15 protein-coding genes are annotated in these 16282 nt (G+C 66.9%); 9 read left to right on the top strand and 6 right to left on the bottom strand.

The genetic code is table 11. The annotated features are described in order from the left end of the window. Positions 1-8: 8 nt before the first annotated feature. Complete coding sequence (maiA, locus tag V9L20_RS00190) at positions 9-647, top strand: maleylacetoacetate isomerase (RefSeq protein ID WP_309953680.1); 639 nt, start codon at positions 9-11, stop codon at positions 645-647. A gap of 17 nt (positions 648-664) precedes the next feature. Continuing rightward, the gene (gene pgeF / locus V9L20_RS00185) at positions 665-1420 is read left to right on the top strand and encodes a peptidoglycan editing factor PgeF (protein ID WP_337295664.1); all 756 of its coding nucleotides are present in this window, start codon (positions 665-667) and stop codon (positions 1418-1420) included. Here pgeF and V9L20_RS00180 read toward each other — a convergent pair. Then, positions 1352-1666, bottom strand: coding sequence for a hypothetical protein (locus V9L20_RS00180; RefSeq protein WP_337295025.1), 315 nt, complete (start codon positions 1664-1666; stop codon positions 1352-1354). The genes pgeF and V9L20_RS00180 overlap by 69 nt on opposite strands. 114 nt (positions 1667-1780) lie before the next feature. Between V9L20_RS00180 and phaC the strand changes: the two genes are divergently transcribed. Both phaC and V9L20_RS00170 read left to right on the top strand, forming a co-directional pair. Then, entirely contained in the window at positions 1781-3529 is a 1749-nt protein-coding gene (gene phaC / locus V9L20_RS00175; protein WP_337295024.1) for a class I poly(R)-hydroxyalkanoic acid synthase, read from the top strand. Positions 3530-3617: 88 nt separating this feature from the next. Then, positions 3618-4796 (top strand): acetyl-CoA C-acetyltransferase, encoded by a 1179-nt coding sequence (locus V9L20_RS00170; RefSeq protein ID WP_157613354.1) that lies wholly within the window; start codon positions 3618-3620, stop codon positions 4794-4796. 545 nt (positions 4797-5341) lie between these two features. Here V9L20_RS00170 and V9L20_RS00165 read toward each other — a convergent pair. After that, positions 5342-6247 (bottom strand): LysR family transcriptional regulator, encoded by a 906-nt coding sequence (locus V9L20_RS00165; protein WP_337295023.1) that lies wholly within the window; start codon positions 6245-6247, stop codon positions 5342-5344. A 105-nt stretch (positions 6248-6352) separates the two neighbouring features. Here V9L20_RS00165 and V9L20_RS00160 point away from each other — a divergent pair, with 105 nt between their 5' ends. From V9L20_RS00160 to V9L20_RS00140, 5 genes are read left to right on the top strand one after another with little or no spacing between them, the layout of a single operon-like run. Continuing rightward, positions 6353-7324, top strand: a complete 972-nt coding sequence (locus tag V9L20_RS00160; RefSeq protein WP_337295022.1) for a tripartite tricarboxylate transporter substrate binding protein — start codon at positions 6353-6355, stop codon at positions 7322-7324. Positions 7325-7345: 21 nt separating this feature from the next. Beyond that, a complete protein-coding gene (locus V9L20_RS00155; RefSeq protein ID WP_337295021.1) occupies positions 7346-8254 on the top strand; it encodes an FAS1-like dehydratase domain-containing protein in 909 nt (302 codons plus the stop codon). A 19-nt stretch (positions 8255-8273) separates the two neighbouring features. After that, positions 8274-9455, top strand: a complete 1182-nt coding sequence (locus V9L20_RS00150; protein ID WP_337295020.1) for a CaiB/BaiF CoA transferase family protein — start codon at positions 8274-8276, stop codon at positions 9453-9455. Continuing rightward, positions 9452-10324 (top strand): HpcH/HpaI aldolase/citrate lyase family protein, encoded by an 873-nt coding sequence (locus V9L20_RS00145; protein ID WP_337295019.1) that lies wholly within the window; start codon positions 9452-9454, stop codon positions 10322-10324. Before V9L20_RS00150 ends, V9L20_RS00145 begins: the two co-directional genes overlap by 4 nt. Before the next feature lie 52 nt (positions 10325-10376). Next, on the top strand, positions 10377-11381 hold the full coding sequence (locus V9L20_RS00140; RefSeq protein WP_337295018.1) for a tripartite tricarboxylate transporter substrate-binding protein: 1005 nt from the start codon (positions 10377-10379) through the stop codon (positions 11379-11381). A 45-nt stretch (positions 11382-11426) separates the two neighbouring features. Here V9L20_RS00140 and V9L20_RS00135 read toward each other — a convergent pair whose 3' ends face one another. From V9L20_RS00135 to V9L20_RS00120, 4 genes are all read right to left on the bottom strand, one after another. Next, the gene (locus V9L20_RS00135) at positions 11427-13676 is read right to left on the bottom strand and encodes a xanthine dehydrogenase family protein molybdopterin-binding subunit (RefSeq protein ID WP_337295017.1); all 2250 of its coding nucleotides are present in this window, start codon (positions 13674-13676) and stop codon (positions 11427-11429) included. 13 nt (positions 13677-13689) lie between these two features. After that, a complete protein-coding gene (locus V9L20_RS00130; protein WP_258505656.1) occupies positions 13690-14163 on the bottom strand; it encodes a (2Fe-2S)-binding protein in 474 nt (157 codons plus the stop codon). Positions 14164-14202: 39 nt separating this feature from the next. Next, positions 14203-14580, bottom strand: a complete 378-nt coding sequence (locus V9L20_RS00125) for a c-type cytochrome (RefSeq protein ID WP_337295016.1) — start codon at positions 14578-14580, stop codon at positions 14203-14205. Between the two features lie 197 nt (positions 14581-14777). Next, on the bottom strand, positions 14778-16256 hold the full coding sequence (locus tag V9L20_RS00120; protein WP_337295015.1) for an NAD-dependent succinate-semialdehyde dehydrogenase: 1479 nt from the start codon (positions 16254-16256) through the stop codon (positions 14778-14780). Between the last annotated feature and the right edge of the window lie 26 nt (positions 16257-16282).

The raw sequence follows: 16282 nt of genomic DNA, 5'->3' as shown, positions 1-16282 counted from the left end.
GCGCAATGATGAAGCTGCATAACTACTTCCGCTCCTCGTCGTCCTTCCGGGTGCGCATTGCGCTCAACCTGAAGGGCCTGGACTACGACTACGTGCCGGTGCACATTGCCCGCGGCGACCATCGCACGGGCCCCTATTCGGCCATTTCTGCCGACATGCTGGTGCCGCTGCTCGAAGACGAGGGCGAGCGCTTTTCGCAGTCGATGGCCATCATCGAATACCTGGACGAGACCCACCCCGAGCCGCCGCTGTTGCCACACGACCCCGTGGGCCGGGCACACGTGCGCGCGCTGGCCCAGTCGATTGCCTGCGAGATCCACCCGCTGAACAACCTGCGCGTGCTCAAGTACCTGGTGAAGGAACTCAAGCTCGACGACGAGGCCAAGAACACCTGGTACCGCCACTGGGTGCGCGACGGCATGCTGGCTTTCGAGCGGCAGCTTGCGCAGCACCCCGGCAGCACCTTCTGCTACGGCAACACGCCCACGCTGGCCGACTGCTGCCTGGTGCCGCAGATATTCAACGGCAGGCGCTTCGACTGCGACTTCAGCGGGCTCCCGCGCACCATGGCCGCCTTCGAGGCCTGCATGGCGCTCGACGCCTTCCAGCGCGCCCAGCCCTCGCAGGCGCCCGACGCGGAAGCCTGAGCGGCATGAACCCCGGCATGGACCCGCGCTGGCTCGTGCCCGACTGGCCGGCGCCGCAGAACGTGCGGGCGCTGTGCACCACACGTAGCGGCGGCGTTTCGGTGGGGCGCTATGAAAGCCTGAATCTCGGCGACCACGTGGGCGACGAGCCGGCCCACGTTGCGGCTAACCGCACGCGTCTGTGGCAGGCCATCGGCGTGCGGCCGGTCTTCCTGCAGCAGGTGCATGGCAGCGAGGTCGTGGAGCTCGAGGGCACCGGCAATTCGTTGCCGGATGGGGCCGCCGCCGACGCCTGCACCACCGGCGATAGCGGCCTGGCCTGCACGATCATGGTGGCCGATTGCCTGCCCGTACTTTTCACCGATACCTCAGGGCGCCGCGTGGCCGCCGCGCATGCGGGCTGGCGTGGCCTTGCCGGCGGCGTGCTCGAAGCAACGGCCGGGGGTTTTGCCCCGGAGCAGGGCAAGGTGCTCGCATGGCTCGGCCCCTGCATCGGGCCCAAGGCCTTCGAGGTGGGCGCCGAGGTCAAGGCCGCATTCGAGGCGCATGCGCCGGAGGCGGCGGGGTGCTTTCAGCCCTCCCAATCAGCCGGCAAATGGCTGGCCGACCTGCCGGCGCTTGCACGCCAGCGCTTGCGCGCGGCCGGCGTGGAAGCCGTGTATGGCAATGACGGCTCCGACGGCTGGTGCACCGTCGGCAACCCCTCACGGTTCTTTTCGCACCGGCGGGACGGCGTCAGCGGGCGCTTCGCCGCCCTGGTCTGGAAGGCCTGAATCCTTGCTCGCTTCCGCCGCTGCGGCGCGGCGTGCGGCCTCCTGCGCCTCGGCCTCGCGCTGCCTGATTGCGCGGCGGCGGCCGGGGGTTCCCATCAGGTAAACCACCAAGGCCACGGGCGCCAATCCGTACAAAAGAAATGTGAAGATGGCACCCAGCATGGTGCCCGTGGTGCTGGTGGCTTCGGCGACGGCCATCATCACGGCAACGTAGAGCCAGCCGATCACGATCAGGTGGATGAACACAACAAGTTTCAGTCGGTAAGTAGGTGGGCGGCGTTATGAAGGCCTTGTGAAATGCAGCATACTCAAAACACGAGCAGCCATCCGTACCGACTCAGGCGAGGACCAGGAGACACCATGAAGCAACAAGCCACGGGGGCCGATGCGTTCGCGCCCTTCCAGCAGGCACTGTCAGAGGGATGGAACAAGGCGCTGGAATCGTTCCAGCAATCCGCCGCGCAGGGGGCCTCGGCCTTCGTCGGCGGCACGCCGCTGTGGCAAATGCCGCAGGCGGCCAAGATGCCCGAGCTGCCCAAGATCTCCATCGACCCCGAAAAGCTTCAATCGATCCAGCAGCAATATGTTGCCGAGGCGACCGAGCTCTGGCGCCAGGGCTTTGCCGCCAAGCCCGAGGGCGACAAGCGCTTTGCGTCCGACGCCTGGGGCGGCAATCCGCTCGCTGCCTTCTCGGCGGCCGTGTACCTGCTCAATGGCCGCACCATGCTGAACATGGCCGACGCCATCGACGCCGACGAAAAAACCAAGGCCCGCCTGCGCTTTGCCGTGGAGCAGTGGATGGCGGCCTCGTCGCCGAGCAATTCGCTGGCGCTGAACGCCGAGGCGCAGAAAAAAGCCATCGAAACCCAGGGCGAGAGCATTGCCAAGGGCATTCAGAACCTGCTGCACGACATCAAGCAGGGCCACCTCAGCATGACCGACGAAAGCGCCTTCGAAGTGGGGCGCAACGTGGCCACCACCGAAGGCGCGGTGGTGTTCGAGAACGAGCTGTTCCAGCTGCTCGAATACAAGCCGCTCACGGCCAAGGTGTACGAGCGGCCCTTCTTGCTGGTGCCGCCCTGCATCAACAAGTTCTACATACTCGACCTGCAGCCCGAAAACTCGTTGATCCGCTATGCGAACGAGCAGGGCCACCGCGTGTTCGTGGTCAGCTGGCGCAACCCCGACGAATCGTTGGCCAACGCCACCTGGGACGACTACATCGAGAACGCCGCAATCAAGGCGATTCACACGGTGCAGGAAATCAGCGGCAGCAAGCAAGTCAATGCGCTCGGCTTCTGCGTGGGCGGCACCATCCTGAGCACCGCGCTGGCCGTGCTTGCGGCACGCGGCGAAAAGCCGGCGGCCTCGGTCACGCTGCTCACCACGTTCCTCGACTTCAGCGACACGGGCATTCTCGACATCTTTGTCGACGAGCCGATGGTGCAGTACCGCGAAATGCAGCTCGGCAAGGGCGGGCTGCTGCCGGGCGGCGACCTGGCCTCGACCTTCAGTTTTCTGCGCCCCAACGACCTGGTGTGGAACTACGTGGTCGGCAACTACCTGAAGGGCGAAACGCCGCCCCCGTTCGACCTGCTTTACTGGAACAGCGACGCCACCAACCTGCCGGGCCCGTTCTACACCTGGTACCTGCGCAACACGTACCACGAGAACAAGCTCGCCAAGCCCAATGCGCTCACGGTGTGCGGCCAGAAGGTGGACTTGAGCAAAATCGACATCCCGGCCTATATCTACGGCTCGCGCGAAGACCACATCGTGCCGATTGGCGGGGCTTATGCATCGACGCAGCTGCTGCCCGGCAAGAAGCGCTTCGTCATGGGCGCTTCAGGCCACATTGCCGGCGTGATCAACCCGCCCGCCAAGAAAAAGCGCAGCCACTGGATTCGCGAGGACGGCAAGTTTCCCAAGACGCAGGCCGAATGGCTGGCCGGCGCCACCGAGCACCCCGGCAGCTGGTGGACCGACTGGGCCCAGTGGCTCAAGGGCCATGCGGGCAAGCAGGTTCCCGCGCCGAAGACCTACGGCAACGGCAAGACGTACAAGGCCATCGAGCCGGCGCCGGGGCGCTACGTCAAGGCCCGCGCCTGACATAGCCCAAAGCAACAGCCGACAGCCGACAGCCGCACGCACAATCCCACGCACCCGCTTCATTCAAATCACTTCAACGGAGAACCTCATGGAAGACATCGTCATCGTTTCGGCTGCACGCACGGCGGTCGGCAAGTTCGGCGGCTCGCTCGCCGGCATTGCGGCCACGGAGCTGGGCGCCCTCGTGATCAAGGAAGTGATTGCACGCGCGAACCTCACGGCCGAGCAGGTTGGCGAGGCCATCATGGGCCAGGTGCTGGCAGCCGGCGCGGGCCAGAACCCCGCGCGGCAGGCGTGGCTCAAGAGCGGCGGCGCCAAGGAAACCCCCGCGCTCACCATCAATGCGGTGTGCGGCTCGGGCCTGAAGGCGGTCATGCTCGCAGCACAGGCCGTGGCCACGGGCGACAGCGAAATCGTGATTGCCGGCGGGCAAGAGAACATGAGCATGGCGCCGCACGTGTTGCCAAACTCTCGCAACGGCCAGCGCATGGGCGACTGGAAAATGGTCGACACCATGATCGTCGACGGCCTGTGGGACGTGTACAACCAGTACCACATGGGCATCACGGCCGAGAACGTGGCCAAGAAGTTCGGCATCGACCGCTCCGCGCAGGATGAGCTCGCCCTCGGCAGCCAGACCAAGGCTGCGGCTGCGCAAGATGCCGGCAAGTTCAAGGACGAAATCGTGCCGGTGAGCATTCCGCAGAAGAAGGGCGACCCGCTCGTCTTCGACAAGGACGAGTTCATCAACCGCAAGACGAGCGCCGAAGGCCTGGCGGGCCTGCGCCCCGCGTTCGACAAGGCCGGCGGCGTGACCGCCGGCAATGCCTCGGGCCTGAACGACGGCGCCGCCGCCGTGATGGTGATGACGGCCAAGAAGGCCGCCGCCCTAGGCCTGAAGCCGCTGGGCCGCATCGCAAGCTATGCCACCGCGGGCCTCGACCCGGCCATCATGGGCATGGGCCCGGTGCCCGCGTCGACCAAGGCGCTGCAGCGTGCCGGCTGGAAGGCGGCCGACCTCGACCTGCTCGAAATCAACGAAGCCTTTGCCGCGCAGGCCTGCGCTGTGAACAAGGAAATGGGCTGGGACGTGAACAAGGTGAACGTGAACGGCGGCGCCATTGCCATCGGTCACCCCATCGGCGCGTCGGGTTGCCGCATTCTTGTGACGCTGCTGCACGAAATGCAGCGGCAGAACGCCAAGAAGGGCATTGCGTCGCTGTGCATCGGCGGCGGCATGGGTGTGGCGCTGACTATCGAGCGCTGAGTTTCCTTCGGGGGTGCCTCGGTCGAGCGGGCGCTCTTGGTTTTGTGCGCTGCCTCCTGTTCGTTCAGGGCGGCGCCCCCGCTGACGGGGTACCTTTCTCCGCGAATGTCCCCCGGCCTGCGGCCTCCTCCTTTATTTCGCTGCGCAAGGCACCCCATCAGCGGGTGCGTTATGCGCGTCGGTGGTTGATCGGCGGAACACCAACAGCGTGTCCTAGTGCACAGGGCATCGGGTGCTCCCCGCAGCGAAATAAAGGAGGAGCCGAAGGCGGGGGACATTCGCGGAGGGGAGTACCCGGTGGCCTTTGCACCCGCCCTGAACGGCACCGCCCCGAACAGCAGCCCTGAACAGCAGCCCAAGCTTGTTCACCGCCCAAATTTTCAGCAAACTGACTATTTTCCTTATAAAACAACAACTTAAATCGCGTTTACAAGGAAGCACATCAGTTATCCCCAAAGTTGTCCACGGAAAATGGGGACGGCACCGGCTTCTTCACAATCCGCTTGCAAGTCCTTGTTTTATCGGCCCGCGGAGCCGGAATTCAGTCAAACAGCAGCCTCCCCCGCATAGTGCCGGCACAGCGTTTCGACCAGCGCCTGTGCATAGATCGGCAACGCCGCCCGGTCTCGCACCAGCAGGTACCGCTCCCGCACACACCACGCGTCGCTCAGGTCGATCAGTGCGAGCTGCATGCTCTCCTGATTGCGCCGTGCAGCCGACTCGGGCACCACGCCAATGCCCACGCCGCTGCCGATCATCCGGCACATCGCGTCGAAGCTCCCCAGCTGGATGCGCAGCTTCTGCCGCTTGCCGAGGTTGTCGGTAATTTGCGCAAGAAAAGTTTGCAACGTGCTGCCTTGCTGCATGCCGATCGCGTCTTCGTCCAGCGTCTCGGCAAATGAAATCTTTCGGCGCTTTGCGAAGCGGTGTTTGCGGGATGTGACGAGCACCAGCCGGTCGGTGCTGAAGTGGATGGCTTCAAGGCCCAACGTGTCGACGCGGCCGGCCACGATGCCGATGTCGGCGCGGCCGTCGAGCACGCCGCGCGGGATCTGAGCATTCGGTTTTTCCTGAAGGTCGACGTTGATGCGCGGGTTGTGCGCAAGGAAGCCGGGCAGTATTTCAGGCAGGAAGTCCGTCACCGCCGTGGTGTTGGCGAACACGCGCAGGTGGCCGCGCAGCCCGCCGCCGTATTCGAGCAGATCGGCGCGCAACTGCTCGGTCTGGTGGAGTACCAGGCGCGCGTGGTGCAGAAAGGCTTCTCCCGGCGGCAGCAAGCGGACGCCGCGTGCCTCGCGCTGCAGTAGTTGCAAGCCGGCCTGGGTTTCGAGCGCCTTGATGCGCGCACTGGCCGCCGCAAGCGACAAGTGCTGCCGCTCGGCGGCCCGCGTGAGGTTGCCGAGTTCGGCCGTGGCAACAAAAAGGCGCAGGTCGGTCAGGTCGAAAAGCATGGGCCATCGTACCCAAGCCTTCGGTAAATCAGAAGGCTGGGTTCCGAAATCGCAGATTGCGCGCGGGGGTAGGGCGGAACACCATGCGGCCATGGAGACAAAGACATGAGATTTCGCGCACTGGCCCTTCTTTCGTTCGCCGCCGCATTGATTGCCGCAGGCACTGCAACCGCGCAGCCGTACCCCTCGCGCCCCGTCACGCTCATCGTGCCGCAGGCCGCGGGCGGCACCAACGACATCGTCGGCCGCCTCGTGGGTCAGAAGATCGGCGAGGTGATGAATGCCAGTGTGGTCGTCGACAACCGACCTGGCGCCGGCGGCAACATCGGCACGCAACTGGTCGCCAAGGGCCCGAAGGACGGTTACACGCTGCTCATGACCATTAGCAGCAGCCAGGCCATCAACCCCGCGCTCTACAAGAACGCGGGCTTCGATCCGGTGCAGGATTTCAAGCCCGTGGGCCTGATTGGCGCGGTGCCCAACGTGCTGCTGGTCAACCCTTCTTTTCCGGCCAAGGACTTCAATGAGTTCCTGAAGCTCGCGCGGGAGAAGGGCGCCAACTACCAGTACGCCTCCGCCGGCAACGGCACGCTCAACCATCTGCTTGGCGAAATGCTCAACAGCATGGCCGGCATTTCCCTGCAGCACGTGCCGTACAAGGGCGTGGCGCCTGCGCTGAACGACGTGCTCGGCGGGCAACTGCCCATCGTTTTTGCCAGCCTGCCTTCAGCGCTTTCGCACATCAAGGCCGGCAAGCTGCGCGCATTGGCCGTGAGCGGCGACAAGCGTTCGCCGGTGCTGCCCGACGTGCCCACCATCGCCGAGGCGGTGCCGGGCTACAACGGCACGCTTTGGATCGGCCTGTTCGCCCCCGCGGGCGTGCCGGCTGACGTGCTGGCCACGCTGCAGGACGCCACGCGCAAGGCGCTGGCCGCCAAGGATCTGCGCGACAAGCTCGACCAGCAGGGCGTCGAAATCGCAGCGCCTACCACGCCGGAGCAGTTTTCGAAGCTGCTGCAGGACGACCTCGCCAAGTGGGCGCGCATCGTCAAGGCATCGGGCGCCGCTGTGGACTGATGGACTGACAAGAAAAGAACCATGAACAATCACGCGCCGGAAAACTCTTCTCCGCTGATCGGCGGCGACACACTCGCAAAGCTCCAGGCATGGCAAGGCCGCAGCGAAACGCTGGCCGACGAAGTCACCGCCGCGCCCGTGCGCGCACTCTCCGCCACGCTGGACCGTGACGATCCGCTTCCTGGCGCCGGCACTCGCCTGCCCGAACTCTGGCACTGGCTCTACTTTCTGCCGCACCACCGCCAATCCGAAATCGGCGAAGACGGCCATGCCAAGCGCGGCGGCTTCCTGCCGCCGGTGCCGTTGCCGCGCCGCATGTGGGCCGGCGGACGGCTGGCGTGGGAGCAGGGCAATCCGCTGCAAGTAGGTGACAAGGTCGAGCGCACTTCGACCATCGCTTCTGTCACTCACAAGTCGGGCCGTACCGGCGAACTGGTGTTCGTGCTCGTGCGTCACGAGGTGCGCAACGAACGCGGCCTCGCGCTCACCGAGGAGCACGACATCGTCTACCGCGCCGCGGCTGGGCCTGATGAGAAAACTCCGCCGCCCACACCCGCGCCCAAAGACGCCGCCTTCAGCCGCGAGCTCGTTCCCGACGACGTGCTGCTGTTCCGCTACTCGGCGCTCACCTTCAACGGCCACCGCATCCACTACGACCGCCGCTACGTGACGCAGGTCGAGGGCTACCCGGGCCTGATCGTGCACGGTCCGCTCATCGCCACGCTGCTGGTCGACCTGCTGCGCCGGAACGCACCGGGCGCGCAGCTCGCACGCTTCGAATTCCGCGCCGTGCGGCCGACCTTCGACATTGCGCCGTTCCGCGTGCATGGCAAGCCGGCCGAAGGCAGCACCGACGGCAAGACTTTCAGCCTGTGGGGCGAAGACGCCGGCGGCTGGCTCACGATGCAGGCCACGGCCGTGCTCGCATGAACACAGGGAGAACAAGCGCATGACAAGACCCCTCGACGGCATCACCGTCGTTTCGCTCGAGCACGCGATTGCGGCACCGTTCTGCACCCGGCAACTGGCCGACCTTGGCGCCCGTGTCATCAAGGTGGAGCGGCCCGGCGTGGGTGACTTTGCGCGCGCCTACGACGCTCGCGTGGGCGGCGAGGCCTCGCACTTCGTGTGGGTGAATCGCTCGAAGGAAAGCCTCACGCTCGACCTCAAGCGGCCTGCCGCTCTGGCCGTGCTGCAGGAGTTGGTGGCCGAGGCCGACGTGCTGGTGCAGAACCTCGCGCCCGGTGCCGCCGCCCGCATGGGACTGGGCGCCGAAGCGCTGCAGGCGAAGCATCCGCGGCTCATCGTGTGCGACATCTCGGGTTACGGCGAAGACGGCCCCTACCGCGACAAGAAGGCCTACGACCTCTTGATACAGAGCGAAGCGGGCTTCCTGTCGGTCACGGGCACGCCGGACGATCCGTGCAAGTCCGGCAACTCCATCGCCGATATTGCAGCGGGCATGTATGCGTACACCGGCATCCTCGCGGCGCTGCTGCAGCGTGGCAAGACCGGCAAGGGCTCGCACATCGACGTGTCCATGCTCGAGTCGCTCGCCGAGTGGATGGGCTACCCGATGTACTACGCCTACGAGGGCGCGCCACCCCCGCCGCGCAGCGCCGCATCGCACGCCACCATCTACCCCTACGGTCCGTTTCCCGCGGGCGACGGCGGCACGGTGATGCTGGGCCTGCAGAACGAGCGCGAATGGCGCGCGTTCTGCGAGAAGGTGCTGCTGCAGGCGGAGCTTGCCACCGATGCGCGCTTCGACAGCAACGCCCGGCGCAACGAGAACCGCGAAGCGCTGCGCACCATCATCGTGGAGACCTTCGCCGCGCTCGGCACCGCGCAGGTGCTCGAGCGCCTCGATGCCGCGCAGATTGCCAACGCGCGCATGAACGACATGGCCGGGCTGTGGGCGCATCCGCAATTGCAGGCGCGCGACCGGTGGCGGCAGGTGGGGTCGCCGGCCGGCGCTATTCCGGCCCTGCTGCCGGCGGGCCGCCAGAGCGCGTTCGACTACCGCATGGACCCGGTGCCCGCCGTGGGCGAGCACACTGGATCCATTCTGCGCAACCTGGGCCGGAGCGATGCCGACATTGCTGCCCTGCGAGAAGCGGGGGCGGTGTGAGCGCGATAGATGCGAACTTGCGGCTGGCGTTTGCTCGCACCTTCCTGTTCGTGCCTGCGGACCGGCCCGAGCGCCATGCGCGCGCGCTGGCCAGTGGCGCGGGCGGCGTGATCGTCGACCTGGAAGACGCCGTAGCGCCCGATCAAAAGGAGGAGGCGCGTGCGCAGTTGAGGGCTTCTTTCTCTGCCTTGAGCGCGGCGCAGCGGCAGCGCCTGCTGGTACGCATCAACGCCTGGGGAACACCGTGGCACGCCAGTGACCTCGCGGAGGTAAGCGAGCTCGCCGCCCAAGGCCTGATCGCTGGCGTGATGCTACCGAAAGCCGAACGTGCGGCGGACCTGCAGCGGCTCTCTGCCGCACTTGGACCGAAAGGCTTGCTCGTGCCGTTGATCGAATCGGCCGCGGGTCTGGAAGCCGTGCGCGAACTCGCGGAGGCGACGCAGGTGCTGCGGCTCGCCTTCGGCAATCTCGATTTCCAGGCCGACCTGGGGCTGGCCTGCGATGCGGGCGAAGCCGAGCTGGTGCCCGTGCGCCTGGCACTGGTGCTCGCCTCGCGCCGCGCCGGGCTTGCGGCGCCCATCGACGGCGTGACGCCCGATTGGCGCGATACGGCGCGGCTCGCCAACGACGCGGCACGCGCCCGGCGCGGCGGCTTCGGCGCCAAGCTTTGCATTCACCCGGACCAGGTTGCGCCCGTGCATGCCGCGCTCGGCCCAAACCCCGACGAGCTCGCATGGGCGCGCCGCGTGATGGACGCAACCCAGGCCGCGGGCGGCGGTGTCGTCAGCCTCGACGGACGCATGGTCGACGCACCCGTGGTGCGGCTCGCAGAGCGCCTGCTGGCACTCGAATCGCAAGCTCCGCCCTGAAGGCGGCGAGGCTTCGGACATACCAGATCAATAACCTCAAGGAGACAACGAAGTGAAAGCAACAAAGAACTGGAAGACACGCGCCGTAATCGCGGCATCGCTGGGCGCCTGCCTGCTGGCCGTTCAAGCGCCGGCCACCGCGCAGGCCCCCTGGCCCGACAAGCCCATCACCATGGTCGTGCCGTATTCGGCCGGCGGCCCCACCGACGTGGTGGCGCGCATGCTCGCGATTCCCATGGGCAAGTCGCTCGGGCAGACTGTCATCGTCGAGAACACCGTGGGCGCGGGCGGCACCATCGCCCCCGGGCGCGTGGCCAAGGCGGCGCCCAACGGCTACACCATCCTGATCCATCACATGGGCATGGCGACCGCGCCCGCGCTCTACAAGAAGCTCAGCTACGACCCGCTGAAAGACTTCGAATACGTCGGCCAGGTGATGGACGTGCCGATGACGCTGCTTTCGCGCAAGGACTTTCCGGCCAACAATTTTCAGGAATTGCTGGCCTACGTAAAGGCCAACAAGGACAAGGTCACGCTCGCCAACGCCGGCATCGGCGCGGTGTCGCAGCTGTGCGGCATGCTCTTTGCCCACCAGATCGGCGTGCAGCTCACCACCGTTCCCTACAAGGGCGCCGGCCCCGCGCTCAACGACCTCATGGGCGGGCAGGTCGACCTGCTGTGCGACCAGACCACGCAGACCGCCCCAGTCATCAAGGACGGCAACCGCGTCAAGGTGTTCGGCGTGACCACGCCCAAGCGGCTGTCGAGCATGCCCAACATCCCCACACTGGACGAGCAGGGCCTCAAGGGCTTCGACGTGAAGGTGTGGCACGGCATCTACGCGCCCAAGGGCACGCCGCCGGCGGTGATGCAAAAGCTCAACACGGCACTGCGTGCGGCGCTGCAGGACGACATGGTCAAGCACCGCTTCGCCGAGTTGAGCACCGAGGCCGTACCCATGGACAGGGTCACGCCCGAAGCCCTGCGCACCCACCTCGCGGCCGAGACCGAGAAGTGGGGCAAAGTGATTCGCGCGGCGGGCGTCCAGGCGGATTGACGAACGATTGATCGGCACTGGCGGGGCAGGCCGGCCCCGCAGCGTTTACGCCAGGTTGAAAGGCAGCTGGCGCAGCGGCTTGCCTGTGAGCCGCGCGAGGGCGTTGGCGAACGCCGGCGCCAGCGGCGGCAGGCCGGGCTCACCGATGCCGGTGGGCGCATCGGCGCTGGGGACCACGTGCACCTCGAACTCCGGCATGCTGGTGATGCGGGCCACGGCAAAGTCGCCGAAGTTGCTCTGCTGCACTTCACCGTCCTTCAGCGTGATGGCGCCGCCCGGCAGGCACATCGACAGGCCCATGACCGCGGCGCCCTGCACCTGTGCTTCCACGCTGCGCGGATTCACGGCCAGGTTGCAGTGCACGCCGGCGGTCGCCCGGTGCAGCACCGGCTGGCCGTCTTTCACCGAAGCCTCCACCACATAGGCCACCACCGACTCGAACGACTCGTGCACCGCCACGCCCCAGGCGCGGCCCTGTGCCAGCTGCTTCTTGCCGTAGCCGCTCTTGTCGACCGCCAGTTGCAGCGCGGCGCGATGGCGCGGATGCTTGTCGCCGAAGAGCTGCATGCGGTAGGCCACCGGGTCCTGCTTGGTGCTGTGCGCGATCTCGTCGATCAGCGTTTCCATCACGAAGGCGGTGTGCGTGGAACCCACGCTGCGCCACCACAGCACGGGCACGTTGACCTTGGGATGGTGCACGGTCAGGCGCATCGGCAGCGGATACGGCTCGCGCATGCCTTCGGTGGCCGAAGCGTCGATGCCGTCCTTGACCTGGAACGACTCAAACACCGTTCCCGTGAGGATCGACTGGCCCACGATGACGTGGTCCCACGCCAGCACCTTGCCGCGCTCGTCGAAGCCGATGCGGGCGCGGTGCAGGTGCATGGGGCGGTAGTAGCCGCCCTTGATGTCGTCTTCGCGGCTCCACAGCAGGCGCACCGGCGCGGTCAGGCCCGCGGTGCGCGCAGCCTTGGCGATCTGGCAGGCCTCGACCACGTAGTCGCTCGAGCCCACGAAGCGCCGGCCGAAGCCGCCGCCCGCCATTTGCACATGCACGCTCACCTGCTCGGGCTTGAGGCCCAGCACACGTGCCGCCGCGACGGCGTCCAGCCCGGCGCTCTGTGTGCCGACCCAGAGCTCGGCGCGGTCGGCCGACAGCTTCACCGTGCAGTTCAGCGGCTCCATGGGCGCGTGGGCCAGGTAGGGGAACACGAACTCGGCTTCGAGCTGTTTGGGCGCCTTGGCCAGCGGCGCCATGTCGGCATCGAACTTGCGCGGGCCGGGCTTGGCGGCCAGTTCGCGGTACTGCACCAGTTGCCTTTCGCTGTCGACCTTTTCGACGGCGGAGGTGTCCCACTGCAGCTTCAGCGCATCGCGGCCCATCTTGGCCGGCCAGTAGCCATCGGCCACCACCGCCACGCCTTCGGCGCCGCGATCGAGCGGCACGCGCAGCACGGCCTTCACGCCTTTCACGGCGCGCGCCGCGCTGTCGTCCACCGACTTCAGGCGCGCACCGAACACCGGCGGATGGGCCACCACGGCGGTGAGTTGCCCGGGCTGCTTGACGTCGATGCCGAAGTCTTGCCGGCCGCTGCTCTTGGCACGCGCATCCAGCCGCGTGGTGGGGCGGCCGATGATCTTGAAATCCTTCGGGTCTTTCAGCGTGACCTTCTCGGGCACCGGCAGCGCCATGGCGGCTTCGGCCAGTTCGCCATAACTCGCCTTGCGTCCGCCCGGGCCCAGCACCGTGCCGGCCTGCGTGCGCAGCGTGGCGACATCGACGTTCCATTTTGTGGCGGCAGCCGACAGCAACATGGCCCGCGCACGCGCGCCGAGCTCGCGGTACTGCGTGAAGCTGTTCTTGATCGAGTTGGAGCCGCCGGTCAGGTGCATCCCGAACGCGGGGTCGTGATAAGCGGCGTCGTTGGTGCCGCTCTTGCTGCGCACCAGGCTCCAATCGGCATCGAGCTCTTCGGCCAGGATCATCGGCAAGCCCGTCTGCACGCCTTGGCCGAATTCAAGCCGGTTGTGGGTCACGGTGACTTCGCCGTTGGGGGCAATCTGCACGAAGGCGAGCGGCTGCTGCGACGGCTTCAGTCCGCCAGCCGGCTTGGCCGCACCGTCGGCCTGCGCCATGGCCATGTGGGGAAACGCGCCGATTGCCAAGCCGCCGACGCCGGCCAGCTTCAGGAAGCTGCGGCGGGGCAGGGCGGCGGTTGCACCGGGCTGGCTTGCAGCCATCAGGCGCTGCAGGGCGCGCGGCAGTTCGCTCGGATCGATATGGGTAGGCAACATGTAGCGTGCTCCTTCAGGCCAGGGTCTTGGCGGCATCGGCCACCGCGGCCCGAATGCGGGCATAGGTGCCGCAGCGGCAGATGTTGCCGGCCATGGCCGAGTCGATCTCGTCGGTGCTCGGCTGCTTGCCGGGCGGGAGCGATTTGATGAATGCCGTGGCGCTCATGATCTGGCCGCTTTGGCAGTAGCCGCATTGCGCCACGTCGTGCTTGACCCATGCGGCGTGCACGGCCGCGCCCACGCGGTCGCTGCCGTCGGTGGCGGCTTCGATGGTGACGATCTTCTTGCCTTCGGCCGCCGAAATCGGCGTGATGCACGAGCGGATGGCCTGGCCGTCCAGATGCACGGTGCAGGCGCCGCACAGCGCGGCGCCGCAGCCGAACTTGGTGCCGGTCATGCCCAGCGTGTCGCGCAGGGCCCAGAGGATGGGGGTGCCGGGGTCGGCGTCGACCGTGTGTTCACGGCCATTGACGTGGAGCGCGCTCATGTTCTTTTCTCCGCAAGGTGGGGGGATGATTTCTTGTGACTACTTGGCGCCGTCGAGCAGCCATTGCGCGAGCAACTGTGCATCGGCATCGGGAACCTGTGCTTGCGCGGGCATCGGCATCGGGCCCCACTTTCCGGAGCTGCCGGCCTTGATGCTTGCGGCCAGCTGCGCGGCCGTTCCCTTGCCGTCGCCGTACTTTGCGCCGATGTCTTTCCAAGAAGGGCCCACTACCTTTGCGGTGGCCTGGTGGCATGCAACGCATGCGTACTTTTGGGCCAATGCCTGGCTGGCCGCGGCGGGTGCGGGCCAGGCAATGCCCGCGGCAATGCACGGCACAGCCACGAGCGAAGCCAGGAAGGCGTGCGGAATGGTGGTGGTGCGGCCAGGGCCGCGTTGCGGTTTCCGGTCTTCGTTCATTTCTCTTCAGGCCCCTTGTGTTGCGGCGCTCATCGTGTGTTGCGCGACTGTAGAGACGGGGGTCTGAAAGAGATAGTGGCCAATACAGCATGCCTTTTGAAGTCGAGCTTCAAAATGCAAGGACGAGCAACGGGGGCCGGGAGGCCCCCCGGGGAGTCAATTCCGCGGGCGCGCCGAGGCCACCCGCGGGAGCACGCTCAAAGGCCGCCCTGGCACAGGTATTTGGTGTGCATGTAGTCGTCCAACCCGTGCACCGAGCCTTCGCGGCCGTAGCCCGACTCCTTCACACCGCCGAAGGGCGCGGCCTCGGCGGCCAGCGCGCCTTCGTTGATGCCGACGATGCCGGATTCGAGCGCGTCGGCCACGCGCGAGATGCGGCGCACGTCGTTCGAATAGAAGTAGGCGGCCAGGCCGAAGGGCGTGTCGTTCGCGGCGGCCACCACTTCGGCTTCGGTTTCGAAGCGCGTGACCGGCACCACGGGCCCGAAGGTTTCTTCGCAGCTGCACTCCATGGACGAATCGGCATTTGCCAGCACGGTGGGCGCGTAGTAGTTGGGGCCGTCGCAGCGCGCGGAACGAAGGCGCTCGCCGCCCACCACGACGCGCGCGCCACGGGACACGGCGTCGCGCACATGGCGCTCTATCTTGTCGACCGCGCGGGCGTTGATCATCGGGCCAATTTGCGAATCGGGCTCGGTGGCCGGGCCGACCTTGAGCGCGCCCACGCGTGCCGCGAGCTTGTCGACGAAGGCGTCGTGCACCTTCGAGTGCACGAACACGCGGTTCGGGCTCACGCAGGTCTGGCCGCCGTTGCGGAACTTGGCGGCCATCAGGCCATCGACCGCGGCGTCGACGTCGGCATCTTCGAAGACGACGAAAGGCGCATTGCCGCCGAGCTCGAGCGACAGCTTCTTGAGCGTGTCCGCCGAGGCGCGCGCCAGATGCTTGCCCACCGGCGTGGAGCCGGTGAAGCTAATCTTGCGCACGCGCGAGTCGGCCAGCCACACGTCGACCACTTCAGGCGTGCGCTCGCGCGAAGCGGTCACGATGTTGAGCACACCCGGCGGCACGCCCGCTTCCTCGGCCAGCTTCACCAGCGCGAGCGAGGTGAGCGGCGTGTCTTCGGCCGGCTTGCACACCACGGTGCAGCCCGCGGCCAGGGCCGGCGCGATCTTGCGCGCGATCATGGCGGCCGGAAAATTCCACGGCGTGATGGCTGCGACCACGCCCACCGGTTCCTTCACGGCGAGCATGCGGCGGCCCGTGACCGGCGCGGGAATCACGTCGCCGTTGGCGCGCGTGGCCTCTTCGGCAAACCATTCGACGTAGCTGGCCGCATAGGCGACTTCGCCGCGGCCCTCGGCAAGCGGCTTGCCTTGTTCGCGCGAGATGAGGCGGCCCAGGTCTTCCTGGTGCGCCAGCATCAGGTCATTCCAGCGCTTGAGGATCTGTGCACGCTGCTTGGCGGGCACGGCGCGCCACGTGGGGAAGGCGGCGTGAGCGGCCGCCACCGCGGCGCGCGCGTCGGCGGCGGTGCCGTCGGGCACGCTCGCAAAGACGTTGTCGGTGGCCGGGTCGGTCACATCGAGGCGGCGGCCGTCGCTGGCGTCGCGCCATTCGCCGCCGATGAGCTGGCGGCCGGGCAGCAGGTTCTGGCGTTCAAGTGTCAGAGTCATGTTCGATGAAAGTGGTCGTAAATGGG

It is taken from the genome of Variovorax sp. CCNWLW225 (genome assembly GCF_037204045.1).
Taxonomy (GTDB): domain Bacteria; phylum Pseudomonadota; class Gammaproteobacteria; order Burkholderiales; family Burkholderiaceae_C; genus Variovorax.
Note: the sequence above shows the minus strand (reverse complement) of the source record. Positions and strands in the feature narration are given on the sequence as shown.